Source organism: Streptomyces sp. NPDC111516 (genome assembly GCF_055635345.1).
In genome coordinates this window covers 461,147-472,996 of the sequence record NZ_JBVKBV010000001.1, presented here as the reverse complement: position 1 = coordinate 472,996, position 11,850 = coordinate 461,147, and the positions used below count along the sequence as shown (strand labels likewise).

Annotated in this window: 10 protein-coding genes; 3 read left to right on the top strand and 7 right to left on the bottom strand. The window is 72.2% G+C overall.

What is annotated here, in order from left to right:
* Positions 1-29: 29 nt before the first annotated feature.
* The gene (locus ACZ7L9_RS02195; RefSeq protein WP_471411711.1) at positions 30-2,069 is read left to right on the top strand and encodes an ATP-binding protein; all 2,040 of its coding nucleotides are present in this window, start codon (positions 30-32) and stop codon (positions 2,067-2,069) included.
* 13 nt (positions 2,070-2,082) lie between these two features.
* Here ACZ7L9_RS02195 and ACZ7L9_RS02190 read toward each other — a convergent pair whose 3' ends face one another.
* The 4 genes from ACZ7L9_RS02190 to ACZ7L9_RS02175 all read right to left on the bottom strand — a co-directional run bounded on the left by ACZ7L9_RS02190 (position 2,083) and on the right by ACZ7L9_RS02175 (position 6,135).
* Positions 2,083-2,805, bottom strand: coding sequence for a TetR/AcrR family transcriptional regulator (locus ACZ7L9_RS02190; RefSeq protein ID WP_471411709.1), 723 nt, complete (start codon positions 2,803-2,805; stop codon positions 2,083-2,085).
* Between the two features lie 107 nt (positions 2,806-2,912).
* Complete coding sequence (locus ACZ7L9_RS02185; RefSeq protein WP_471411707.1) at positions 2,913-3,263, bottom strand: hypothetical protein; 351 nt, start codon at positions 3,261-3,263, stop codon at positions 2,913-2,915.
* A 340-nt stretch (positions 3,264-3,603) separates the two neighbouring features.
* The gene (locus tag ACZ7L9_RS02180) at positions 3,604-5,469 is read right to left on the bottom strand and encodes a hypothetical protein (RefSeq protein ID WP_471411705.1); all 1,866 of its coding nucleotides are present in this window, start codon (positions 5,467-5,469) and stop codon (positions 3,604-3,606) included.
* Between the two features lie 120 nt (positions 5,470-5,589).
* On the bottom strand, positions 5,590-6,135 hold the full coding sequence (locus ACZ7L9_RS02175; RefSeq protein ID WP_471411703.1) for a carboxymuconolactone decarboxylase family protein: 546 nt from the start codon (positions 6,133-6,135) through the stop codon (positions 5,590-5,592).
* An 82-nt stretch (positions 6,136-6,217) separates the two neighbouring features.
* Here ACZ7L9_RS02175 and ACZ7L9_RS02170 point away from each other — a divergent pair, with 82 nt between their 5' ends.
* Positions 6,218-6,709, top strand: a complete 492-nt coding sequence (locus ACZ7L9_RS02170; RefSeq protein WP_471411701.1) for a MarR family winged helix-turn-helix transcriptional regulator — start codon at positions 6,218-6,220, stop codon at positions 6,707-6,709.
* 80 nt (positions 6,710-6,789) lie between these two features.
* Here the strand turns inward: ACZ7L9_RS02170 and ACZ7L9_RS02165 are convergent, their stop codons facing one another.
* Both ACZ7L9_RS02165 and ACZ7L9_RS02160 read right to left on the bottom strand, forming a co-directional pair.
* Positions 6,790-7,437, bottom strand: coding sequence for a LuxR C-terminal-related transcriptional regulator (locus ACZ7L9_RS02165; RefSeq protein ID WP_471411699.1), 648 nt, complete (start codon positions 7,435-7,437; stop codon positions 6,790-6,792).
* Positions 7,422-8,690 carry a sensor histidine kinase gene (locus ACZ7L9_RS02160; RefSeq protein WP_471411697.1) on the bottom strand — a complete coding sequence of 423 codons (1,269 nt, stop codon included), beginning with the start codon at positions 8,688-8,690 and terminating at the stop codon, positions 7,422-7,424. The genes ACZ7L9_RS02165 and ACZ7L9_RS02160 overlap by 16 nt, the downstream gene beginning before the upstream one ends.
* Before the next feature lie 248 nt (positions 8,691-8,938).
* Between ACZ7L9_RS02160 and ACZ7L9_RS02155 the strand changes: the two genes are divergently transcribed.
* Positions 8,939-11,083: an MMPL family transporter gene (locus ACZ7L9_RS02155; protein WP_471411695.1), complete on the top strand. Its 2,145-nt coding sequence runs from the start codon at positions 8,939-8,941 to the stop codon at positions 11,081-11,083.
* A gap of 77 nt (positions 11,084-11,160) precedes the next feature.
* On the opposite strand, the gene ACZ7L9_RS02150 is transcribed toward ACZ7L9_RS02155, so the two are convergent.
* A complete protein-coding gene (locus ACZ7L9_RS02150) occupies positions 11,161-11,781 on the bottom strand; it encodes a winged helix-turn-helix domain-containing protein (RefSeq protein WP_471411693.1) in 621 nt (206 codons plus the stop codon).
* Positions 11,782-11,850: the final 69 nt, after the last annotated feature.

The following is an 11,850-nucleotide window of genomic DNA, read 5'->3' as shown; positions in this document are numbered from 1 at the left end:
CCGGTCCACCTGTTTCGGCGACGGTGACGATGGCGAGCAACATTCCCGAGGAGACAACGAGTTTTGTCGGACGGAAAGCGGAACTTGCCCGGCTCGAACACACCCTCGCCACGCACCGGCTGACCACCCTCACCGGTAGCGGCGGTGTCGGCAAGACCCGGCTCGCCGTCCGCGCGGCCCGGCAGGCGGCGCCCGGGCACCGCGACGGAACCTGGTGGGCGGACCTGTCACCGCTCCACGACGACGGACTGCTCACCGCGACCGTCTCCGACGCGGTCGGGCTCTGTGACCGCACCCTGCGCATGCCCATCGACGCACTGTGCGAATGGCTCGTCGACAAGGAGATGCTGCTCGTCCTCGACTCGTGCGAGCATCTGCGCTCCGCGTGCGCGCACCTGCTCGGCGAGATCCTCACCACCTCACCCGGCCTCACCGTGCTCGCCACCAGCCGGCAGCCGCTGGGTATCAGGGGCGAGCATCTCGTCGTAGTACCTCCGCTGCCCGTCGCGGGCGCGGGGGACGCACTGACCCTGTTCCGGGACCGGGCAGCCGCGGCGGCACCGGAACTCGCCCTCGACGCGCCGGGCAACGCCGAGTCCGCCGCCGACATCTGCCGCCGCCTCGAAGGCATTCCGCTCGCCATCGAACTGGCGGCGGGAGCCCTCGGCCGGGACACCGTCGAGCAGGTCGCCCTGCGGATCGGCTCCCGCTTCGACGTACCGGCCGACGGCTCGCTCTCGCCGCGGCGCCACCGCACCCTGCGCACTGCCATCGGCTGGAGCCACGAGCTGTGCACCCCGCTGGAACGGCTGCTCTGGGCGCGGCTGACCGTCCTGCGCGGCAACTTCGACGAGGCCGCGGCCCGCCAGGTCTGCGCCGAGGGGCCGCTCACCGAGGCGGGTGTGACCGAGGCGCTGCACGGCCTGGTCGCCAAGTCCGTCGTCGGACGGGACGGCGTACGGCACCGCATGCTCGACACCATCCGCGAGTACGGACGGATGTGGCTCGCCGAACTCGGCGAGGAACGGTCCGCTGCCGACCGGCACGCCGCCTGCTTTCTCGGCCTGGCCCGCCACGCCCACGCGGGCTGGACCGGGGACGACCAGATCCTCTGGTACCACCGCATCGCCGAGTCGCACGCCGACCTGTGCGCCGCCCTCGACCACCTGCTGGCCCATGACACCGCGGCCGCCCAGGAGATGGCGGGCCGGATCGGCTTCTTCTGGTGCTGCTGCGGTCATCTGCCGCAGACCCGCCAGTACGCGCAGCGCGCCCTGGACGCCGGACCGGCCGAGGGCCCCCACCGCACCCGCGCCCTGTGGGTGCTGGGCATCACCGTCATGCTCCAGGGCGACTACCCGGCCGCCCGGCGCCTGGGCAGGGAGTGCACCAGGGCCGCGGCCCGCGACGGCGCCGACGAAGGCATCCTCGCCGCCGCCTATCTGTGCGGCCTCACCCATCTGATGACCGGCCGCCCGGACGCGAGCCTCCGCCTGGTCGACCGGGTGCTGCGCTCCACCGGCGCCGCCACCCCGCTGGAGTCGGCCTACCGGCTGCGCTGCCACCTCATCACGCTCTTCGCCCTGACCGGCCTGGGGCGGCTGGACGAGGCGGCGGAGGCCGCCGAAGCCCTGCGCGCGGTCTGCGAAGCCCAGGACGAGTGCTGGACCCGTAGCTACGTCGACTACCAACTCGCCCTGATCGCACTGCTCCGGGACGACGCCGAATCCTCCGCCGCCCACGCCCGCTCGATGCTCGCGGGCAAGCACCGCATGCGCGACAGTTTCGGCATCGCGCTCGGCCTGGACATCCTGGCCGCGGCGATCGCCGCCCAGGGCGCCGGGGCCCAAGCCGCCCGGGTCTACGGCACGGGGCAGGTCTACTGGCGCATGGTCGGCCACCCGCAACGTGGCACCTTCCCGGAACTGGGCCCGCTGCGCGAGGCCTGCGAACGCCGGGCCCGCGCAGCCGTCGGCGACGCCGCCTACCAGCGTGCCTTCGAACGGGGCCGGGCCGACAGCGCGGAAGTGGGCCTGGCGGCCGCGCTCCAGGGCGAACTGCTCAGCTGACCCGTACCGCCGCTCACGGCAGCCGCTGAGCGGGAACGGCCGGAACGGCGGGCGCCAGAGCGGAGAGCCGGTTCAACAGCTCCCCGAACGGCCCGTCCGCCGGCTCCTGCGAGAGGACCCGCAGCACGATGCCCGCCATTTCCGTGCTGTACGCGGCACTCACCGCGGCCAGCGCCGCGAAGTCGTGCACCAGCTGCGTCTCCAGCTCCTCGCGCGGAATCCGCCGCCCGTCCAGCCAGATCAGCGCCGTCGACTCGGCCAGCGAGACCCACGAACGCACGACCAACTCCAGCCGCGCCGGGGGGTCTTCGACGCCCAGATGGGCCAGGATCTGCTCGTACGCCGCCTGCCGGACCCCGTCGATCAACGCGTTCGTCGTCGACGAGCCGACCGCCGGCCCGCCCCGCATCAGCGCCGAGAACCCCAAACCGTGCTCGTCGACGAAGTCGAAGAACCGCCCCATCACCCTCGACAAGCGTGCTCCGAGCGGCCCTTCACGCGGCTCCACGAACCGCGCCGCCAGCTCGTCGGCCGCCCGCCGGAGCGCCGCCTCGTACAGGCTCTGCTTCCCCGGGAAGTAGTGATAGACCAACGGCCGGGAGATCCCGGCCGCAGCCGCGATCTCGTCGATCGACACCTCGTCCGGGGCACGGTGACTGAACAATTCCAGCGCGACACCGATCAACTGCTGTCTGCGCTCCTCGACGCCCATCCTGCGCCGCACCCCGGTCGTCATGGTGGACAGGGTACCGAGTGGGTTGGTGGTGGAGCGGCGTCGGGCCCGTGGCGGTCCCTCTCGGTGAGGGCGCCACGGGCCCGCGTCATACAGCGGTTCGGGCCGGATCAGTGGGAACGGTGCTCCCGGTAGCGGTCTTCGTCGTGGTGCCGGCGTCCGTGGTCGCGGTAGCGGTCTTCGTCGTGGTCCCAGCGCCTGTGGTCGCGGTAGCGGTCTTCGTCGTGGTCCCAGCGCCTGTGGTCGCGGTAGCGGTCCTTGTCGTGGTGCCGGCGTCCGTGGTCGCGGTAGTGGTCTTCGTCGTGGTCCCGGCGTCCGTGGTCGCGGTGGTCGCGATCCCCGTGCCGGTCGTCTTGGACCTGCACGGAGTGGGTACCGACAGCGGCGACGGGGGCGGCGGCCTGGGCCGCGCCGGCTCCGCCCAGCCCGACGACGGCGGCCACACAGACTGCGGCAGCCAAGCGGGAAACATGCATAACGATCTCCTGTCGCAGCAGGCGCCGAAGCGCCTGCTCGGATTGGTCATGGCAACCGTCGCCCCTCGACCGCCGCCGATGACTGCGCCGCGCTCGCCAGGACACCCGATCTGCTGGAATGCCGTTGATCGTGGAACCAACCCGTGTAGGCAGACCGTGGACCTTGCCCAGCCTTCCGTGCCATCCCGCGACTGCCGCCGCCCACCCCCCGGCGCCCCGCCCCACCTGCCAGTCCTCCACCGAGGTACCTGATGACGACCGAGCGGTCGCTGCTGCCCGGACGCCCGGACGCTCCTCGTACCCGGGCGGAACATGGATCGCAAGGTCAGCGCAGGGCGCCCATCCGACTGCCGTCCGTCAGCGTCCCGTTCAGCCGTGCCCGGTCGCCCGCCCTGGCCGGTACAGCGAGGAGACGACTGTCGGACCGGCCCTCCACCCCGCCCGACGTGGCCAGCGAGGCGAACTGCTCGCTGCCCGCGGCCAGTACGTACCAGCGCCCGCCCTGCGACTTCCACAGCACCCCGGCCAGCACTCGCGGATCGCGCATCCCGCAGGCCGGTGAGTCCTCGGCCCGGGCCGCGACCGCCCCCGGCGGGCCGCCGGTCGTCACGGACGGAGCCGACGGGGCCTGGAACTGGGCGAGGACCCGGCTTCCGGTGCCCCGCCAGGTCTCCGCCCGGGTGCAGAGCCAGCGCGCCGAGCCGTTGTCCTCGGGCAGCGACTGCTCGGCGTACTGCCAGGAGTTCACCGACCGCACGCCGTGCGAACGGACCGCGGGCAGCAGGCAGGCGGTCCGCGCCCAACTGTCCCGCTCCGCCCGCCCCCGGACGTCGTGCGGCGCGGCCGGCGGGCCCGACGTCAGCCGGGCGGGGGTCAGCTCGCCGAGGTCCGTCATCAGCCGGGCCGCCGGGCCGTCGCGCAGCTCGATCGCGTTCCAGGAACGACAACTCCGGGCCGTCGCCGGGCTGTTCAGTGCGGCGGTCACCCCGTCGTCGGTGCGGTGCAACGGCCGCGGGGCGTCGCCCGGGGCGAGCAGATCCCGTGCGGACACGGCACGCACCCAGGGCGCGGTGAGATAGCGGACCCGGCCGCCCGTGCGGCCCACGATCAGGGCGCCGGACGAGGCCCTGTCGGCACTGTCGACCCGGGCGAAGTCGAGCGCCACGCCCCGGTCCTGCGCGGCGTCCCGGGGCTCCGCGTACCGCACGACGCGCAGCCCGTCGTAGAACAGCACCACCGTCGCCCGGTCCACCCCGCCCGCATACAGCAGCTGCGGCGCCCCCATCGGCGGCCCGGCCGGCGTCCCGGGCGTCGCCGACAAGCTCACCGCACCGTCCGGGTGTGCCCACACGGTGAGCGCGCGGTGCAGCAGCCGGAGGTCCCCGGCGCGGTCGCCACGGGTGGGCCAGGAGGTGAAGTCGGTACGGGGCGAGCGCCGCCAGAACGTCGCCGGAACGTGGGTCAATCCGACCGGATCCAGCGCCTGTTCGGCGACGGTGTGCCGGGCGTACGGCGCCACGGCCGGAGCGCCGCGCCCCCGGCCGTGGCCCGGCAGCCCCAGCAGCGCCCCGCACACCAGCAGCGCCGCGACGGCCGCCACCGCCGCCTTCGCGTACTGACGGCGGCGCAGCAGATCCGGCGGCCGGGCCTGGAGCGAACAGGGATCGAACTCCGGGGATCCGAGCAGCTCGTACGGTGCCGACACGCCGTCCGCCGACGCGAGCGCCGCATGCGGATCCGCCACACCGGCGGCGGCGAGCACCCGCCGTACCTCCGCATCGGCCAGCCGCTCCAGACCGCGCAGGACGTATGCGGCGCGTCCGGGACCGGAGAGTGCCGACAGGGCTTGCTCCAGGGCGAGTTCCTCCGCTCCGCCGGAGTGCGGGAACAGCCGCATTCCCCACACCAGCGGGAGGAGCGGCGGCAGCCGGCGAAGCCGTGGACGGCCCGTCTCCAGCGCCGCACGCAGCAACCGCTCGCGGACGTACGCATACCCTGCCCGGCGCCCCGGCAGCAGGGACCGCTGGGCCAGGGCGTGCGCCGCCACAACGCGGCGGTGGCTGCCGAGGGACGGCGGCAGGACGAGATAGCCGAGCCGGACCAGGCGCGGATAGTGCTCGACGAGCGCGGCCCCGGCCTGCTCCCCATCGGCCGGGGTGGATGCGGAAGGTACCTCTGGCAGTGGTCGCACGTTCAGCAGAACGAACGAATGGTGCGATGGTCACTCCGGCGTGTCCGTGTCGTGCGATGCGCCATATGACAACAGGTGCGTGCGGTGCGCACGTTCATGTCGGGGGAGGGGGGTCAAGTGTCAGGCGAAGGCGGCCATTTGGGGGTCCATCGGCGCCCCGGTCATCCGGTTGCCCAGCGTCGACATCGTGTACGCACCGATGCCCAGGACCACTTCGAGCGCGTTGCGCGGGGTGTACCCGTGGGCCAGGAACGCCTGGAGTGTCGCGTCGTCCACGGCTCCCGACGTCGCGATCGCGGACAGGGTGAACTGCCGTACCGCCTCCAGCCGTTCGTCCGGAACGGTCCTTTGCTCGCGCAGGGCGGCGATCAGCTCGGGGTCTGCGCCGAGTGCGGTGAGCCTGGCGGTGTGCATCGCGACGCAGATGTGGCACTCGTTGCGGGTCGCCATCGTCATGATCAGGACCTCGCGGGAGAGCGGGGCCAGGGTGGTCGACTCGAAAATCGCGCTGATCTTCAGGAAGCCGTCGAGCAGCTCCGGCGACGAGGCGAGCCGGGCGACGGCCGCGGGCAGATGTCCCTGCTTCTTCGTCACCGCCTCCATGGTGCGGCGGGCGGCAGGAGGGGCGGTTTCGAGGGTGTGGCCGGGGAACGCGGACGCGGACATGGGTGACCTCTCGTGAAGGATGCTCACGCTAAACTCGACAATGTGATTGACGAAAAGGTAAACAAGGTTGTCGAGTTCCGCAATGGCTGAGCCGGGAGCGGAGTCGTCCGGGAGTGCCGCGGCGGGCTTTGAGCTGCCCATGCTGCTGTTCGCCGGATTCCGTTCGATCATCGACGAGTTGCACCGTGAGCTGGCCGAGCGCGGCTTCCCCGACACGCGTCCCGCGTACGGCTACGCGCTCCAGGCCGTCGGCCGTGACGGCGCGACCGCCAGCGAGATCGGCCGTCGGCTCGGGGTCTCCAAGCAGGCAGCCGGGAAGACCGTCGAGAAGCTGGAGGGCCTCGGATACGTGGAGCGCGTCGACGACCCCGAGGACGGCCGGCGCAAGCTCGTGCGGCTGACCGTGCGGGGCTTCGACCTCCTGGCCAGGTCGGCCGAGGGGTTCGACCGGCTGCGCGCCGAGTGGGTCCGGGTCCTCGGCGCGGATCGGGTGCGCGCCATGGAGGAGGACCTGCGCGTGATGGTGCCCGCGAGTGCCTTCCGGCTCGATGCGGCGGGGTGGTTCAACGACTGAGCCGGCCTCGCGTGCAGGGCATGCGAGGCCCCGTGGCCGCGCAACCCGCCGGGGTCGCGCGGCCGCGGCGAAGCCCCGGCTCAGCCGCGGTCCAGGTAGGCGAGGACCGCGAGAACGCGGCGGTTGTCGTCGTCGGACGGCGGCAGGCCGAGCTTCCCGAAGATGTTCGAGGTGTGCTTGGCCACCGCCCGCTCCGTGATCACCATCTGCGAGGCGATCGCCGCGTTCGAACGGCCCTGTGCCATCAGCTCCATGACCTCCCGCTCCCGCGGCGTCAGCCCGCCCATCGGCTGGTCCTGCGAGCGCCGCGACAGCAACTGCGAGATCACCTGCGGGTCCATCGCCGTGCCGCCCGCGGCGACCCTGCGCACCGCGTCGATGAACTGCTCGGCGTCGAAGACCCGGTCCTTCAGCAGATAGCCGATGCCGCCGTTGCCGTCCGCCAGCAACTCGCGTGCGTACAACTGCTCCACATGCTGCGAGAGCACCAGCACCGGAAGCCCCGGCCTGGCCTGCCGGGCCGCCAGCGCGCACTGCAGGCCCTCGTCCGTGTGGGACGGCGGCAGCCGGACGTCGACCACCGCGACATCCGGCGCCAACTCGGCCAGCGCACGGGTCAGTTCGGGTCCGGTCTCGACGGCCGCCGCGATCTCGAAGTCGTACGCCTCCAGCAGCCTGACCAGGCCGTCACGCAGCAGAAAGAGATCTTCGGCTAGGACAACTCGCAAGGGATCTCCATGGTCACCATGGTGGGACCGCCCGCGGGGCTGCTGACGGCCATGATGCCGTCGAATGTACCGAGTCGGCGTTCGATTCCGCTCAGTCCCGAGCCGGATCCGACCGCGGCACCGCCCCTGCCGTTGTCCGTGACGGAGACCCGCAGCATCGCATCCGCGTGGTGGACGTCCACCCAGACGCGGTCGGCGCCCGAGTGCTTGGCGGCGTTCGTCAGCGTCTCGCTCACCGCGAAGTACGCGGCCGACTCGACCGCCGCGTCCGCCCGGCCGTCCAGCTCCACCCGGACCTCCGACTCGATGGGCAGCCGCAACGCCAACGCCCGGACCGCGTCCCCGAGTCCGCGTTCGGCGAGGACCGGCGGGTGGATGCCCCGGACCAGATCGCGCAGCTCCGTGAGGGCCTCCGCAGAGGACTCGCGGGCCATGGCGAGGAGCTTTTTCGCCTGCGCCGGATCCTTCTCGATGAGCGCCTCCACGGCGCCCAGGTTCATGCCCATGGCGACCAGCCTGGCCTGCGCACCGTCGTGCAGATCGCGCTCGATGCGCCGCAGTTCGGAGGCGGCGGTGTCCACGGCCTCGTGCCGGGTCTCGGTCAGCCGGTCGACGCGCCGGGCCAGCTCCTGCGCCTGGGTGGGGGCCAGCATCGCCCTGGTGATCACGAAGTGCAGCCGCACCAGCCGGTCACCGACCAGCACACCGGTCGCGAGGAGCGCCATGCCGAGCGCCGCGGCGGCAAGACCCGACGCCTGGCTGTCGACCGGCACGAACCCGTACCAGTACCGGTCGTCGGTGAAGACCCGCCACAGGCCCGCCGCCAGGACGAAACCCTCCAGCGGGTAGATCATCAGCCCCGTCGCCAGGGTCGCCACGACATAGCCCGCGGTCATGTCGACCAGCAGCCAGCGTAGGTCCCGCCAGGTCGCCGGATCCTTCAGCATCAGCGTGGTCCGCTCCACCTGACCCGTGAAGCCGGTGCGCAGATCCCGCGGGAAGGGTCGGTACGGGACCGGGATGCGGACGCCGGACCAGGTGACCGCGAGCAGCCTGCGCCGGTTGGCGTGCTTGCGCACCAGCTCCAGCACGTAGGGAGTGGTGAACAGGCCGACGCCCAGCGGGATGAAGGCGATCGAGAGCACGGCCCACACGAAGAGGGTGAGCGACCCGGCCAGAGCGGCGAGCGACAGCACGAATCCGCGCCCGGCGGCCTTCAGCGCGCCCCGTATCCGTGTCCGTATCGCGTTCATCCCGGTCCCGTCCTCCCCTTGCCGGGCCCCATGGCAGGCCCGTCCGGGACAGTCTCACCCGCCGGGCGCCCCCGATGTCAGCCGTTTCGCCACCCGGGCGGGGTGTATCCAGCACCACCCCGCCGACCTCGCCCTACGGCTCCGCGAGTGGGGGTTTCGACGGCTGGGACGGCCGGTGCCCCGTTCCTAGATTCATCGGCGACGCACTTCTTCCACTTCCGTCTGAATCTTCTGGGGGCGAACACGCCATGAGGCGCAACCTCGCGGCACGCATCGGTGTATGGAGCGCACACCACCGCAAAACCGCCATTCTCGGCTGGCTGCTCTTCGTCGTGCTCGCCACGGGCATCGGCGGCGCATCCGGTCTGGTCGAGATGACCGACTCGGAGAACGCCGCGGGTGATTCGGCGCGGGCCGAGCAGATCCTCGACGACGCCGGACTCGGGCAGCCCGCCGGCGAACTGGTCATGGTCTCCGCCACGAAGGCGGGGGACTGGCGGGGTCCTGCCCGCGACGTCGCCGCGGCCATCGGGCGGACCGGCGAGGTGACGAACCTCGCGGCACCGGTCCCCTCCGAGGACGGCAAGGACGCGCTGATCACCTTTGACCTGAAGGGTGACGCGGCGACGGCTCCGGACCGGGTGCAGCCCGTCCTCGACGCCGTGGCCGCCGCACGGGCGGACCACCCCGACGTCACCATCCATCAGTTCGGCGAGGCCAGCGCCGGAAAGTGGCTCGGCGACCTGCTCTCCGAGGACTTCAAGAAGGCCGAGTTCACCGCCGTGCCCCTGGCCCTCGGCATTCTGCTGGTCGCTTTCGGGGCCGTCGTCGCGGCGCTGCTCCCGGTCGGTCTCGCACTGACCGCGTGCATGGCCGCCTTCGGACTGCTCTCGCTCGCCAGCCACCAGCTGCATCTGTTCCAGACGACGTACTCCGTGATGTTCCTGATGGGCTTCGCCGTCGGCGTCGACTACTGCCTCTTCTATCTGCGGCGCGAACGCGACGAGCGGGCGGCGGGACGCGACGCCGAGACGGCGCTGCGGATCGCGGCGGCGACCAGCGGCCGGGCCGTGCTCGTCTCCGGGCTCACGGTGATGGTCGCGATGGCCGGCATGTTCCTGTCCGGACTGATGCTGTTCAAGGGCTTCGCGCTCGCCACGATCACCGTGGTCTTCATCGCGATGCTGGGCTCGGTGACGGTGCTGCCCGCGCTGCTGTCCTGGCTGGGCGACCGGATCGACGCGGGACGTGTCCCCTTCCTCAACCGTCGAGGAGGCCGACGCGCACGCACCGGTGGCCCGGCCGCCGGGACGGTGCTCGAGCCGGTCCTGGCCAGGCCGAAGATCTTCGCGGTCGCCTCGGTCGCCGTACTGCTCGCGCTGGCCGCGCCCGCCCTCGGCATGAAGACCGAACAGCTCGGCCTGGAGAAGCAGTTCGGCGCCGACTCGCAGCTCTCGGTCGCCTACCGGCAGATCGACGAGAGTTTCCCCGGCGGCCCCGCTCCGGCACGGGTCGTGGTCAAGGCCGACAACATCGAGGCACCCGCACTGCGCAAGGCGTTCGCCGGCTTCGACAAGGTGACCGTCCACCGGACGCAGAACGTCGCGGAGATCGAGGTGCCGCTCCCCGGTGGCCGGGCCGGCCTTGCCGAGCTGCGCGAGAAGCGGCTGCCCGCCGCGTTCGACGGAACGGGAGCCCAGGTGTACGTGACCGGGGAGATCGCCGGGTCCGTCGACTTCAACGACCAGCTGAAGCGCGGCATCGTCCCCGTCTTCGCCTTCATCACGGCGGTGACGTTCCTGCTGATGCTGTCCTGCTTCCGCTCGTACGTCATCGCGGTGACGTCGATCCTGCTCAACCTGCTCTCCGTGGCCGCCGCGTACGGGGTGATGGTCGCCGTCTTCCAGCACGGCTGGGGGGCCTCGCTGATCGGCTCGGAGGGCGTCGGTGCCATCGAGGCGTGGATTCCGCTGTTCGTCCTGGTCGTCCTGTTCGGACTCTCCATGGACTACCACGTGTTCGTGGTCTCCCGGATCCGTGAGGCCCACGACCGCGGTCTGTCCACCCGGGCCGCGATCGACGAGGGCATCCGGCGGACGGCGGGCGCGGTGACCGGAGCGGCCGTGATCATGGTCGCGGTGTTCGCGGTCTTCGGGACGCTGTCGATGCAGGACATGCAGCAGATGGGCGTCGGCCTCGCCGTCGCGGTGCTGCTGGACGCCACGGTCGTACGGATGGTCCTGCTGCCCTCCGTGATGGCGCTGCTGGGCGAGCGGAACTGGCGGACACCGCGCGGACTGAGCCGACTGCCGAGCCTGGAGCACGGCGAACCGGAGCCGGAGCCGGGCACGGGGGCGGCCGGGGCCCCGGTGGGGTCCGGGGTGCGGGGCTGACCGGCCGGGCACGTGGCAGCGGCCCCGGTCCGGTACGTACCGGACCGGGGCCGCTCGCCCGCGTACGGCAACAGGCCTCAGGGGGCGTACTTGTAGCCGACGCGCCGCACCGTCTGGATCGTCCGGCGGTGCTCGGCGCCCAGCTTGCGGCGCAGCCGGGCGACATGGACGTCCACGGTGCGTCCGTCGCCCACATGCCCGTAGCCCCAGACCGTGGTCACCAACTGATCGCGGGTGTGCACCCGGTGCGGGTGCGCGACGAGGTGGGCGAGCAGTTCGAACTCCAGGAAGGTGAGCTCGAGCGTGTTCCCGTCGACCGCGGCGATGCGCTGTACGGGGTCGATGCGCACCGGACCCGCGGCCGGGTCCTCCACCGGCGACGGCACCACGTACTGCGCGGCCGCGGCGGTGGCCGCGGTGACGGCCGACTGCTGGTCGGCCGGTACGAGCACCAGGTAGCCGATCATGGGCGGTCGGCCGGGCAGTGCCGGAAGGGTGTGCTGGGGTGCGGGCAGCCAGGTGGCACCCGGCGGCAGGAAATCGGCCACATCGGCCAACTGGACGACCTCGTCGGGGGCGACGGCGCGCAGCCGGTGGCGGTTGGGGGAGAGCGGGCGGGCGGAGGTGGTGGCCGCAGCGGTCGCCGGAGGCGCCGCGGTGGCAGCGGCTGCGGCGGAGAAGGTACGAGTGTTCGCCATGAGGGTCAGCTCTTTCGCGCGAAGGAGTCGTCGAGGGACGGACTTGCCGGCGCGCGGGCCGAAGGCCGG

Excerpts from the sequence above, each read along its gene's own strand:
- ACZ7L9_RS02195 (WP_471411711.1), top strand. The coding sequence starts at position 30 with ATGGCGAGCAACATTCCCGAGGAGACAACGAGTTTTGTCGGACGGAAA.
- ACZ7L9_RS02170 (WP_471411701.1), top strand. The coding sequence starts at position 6,218 with ATGGCTGAGCCGGGAGCGGAGTCGTCCGGGAGTGCCGCGGCGGGCTTT.
- ACZ7L9_RS02190 (WP_471411709.1), bottom strand. The coding sequence starts at position 2,805 with ATGACGACCGGGGTGCGGCGCAGGATGGGCGTCGAGGAGCGCAGACAG.
- ACZ7L9_RS02150 (WP_471411693.1), bottom strand. The coding sequence starts at position 11,781 with ATGGCGAACACTCGTACCTTCTCCGCCGCAGCCGCTGCCACCGCGGCG.
- ACZ7L9_RS02175 (WP_471411703.1), bottom strand. The coding sequence starts at position 6,135 with ATGTCCGCGTCCGCGTTCCCCGGCCACACCCTCGAAACCGCCCCTCCT.
- ACZ7L9_RS02155 (WP_471411695.1), top strand. The coding sequence starts at position 8,939 with ATGAGGCGCAACCTCGCGGCACGCATCGGTGTATGGAGCGCACACCAC.
- ACZ7L9_RS02160 (WP_471411697.1), bottom strand. The coding sequence starts at position 8,690 with ATGAACGCGATACGGACACGGATACGGGGCGCGCTGAAGGCCGCCGGG.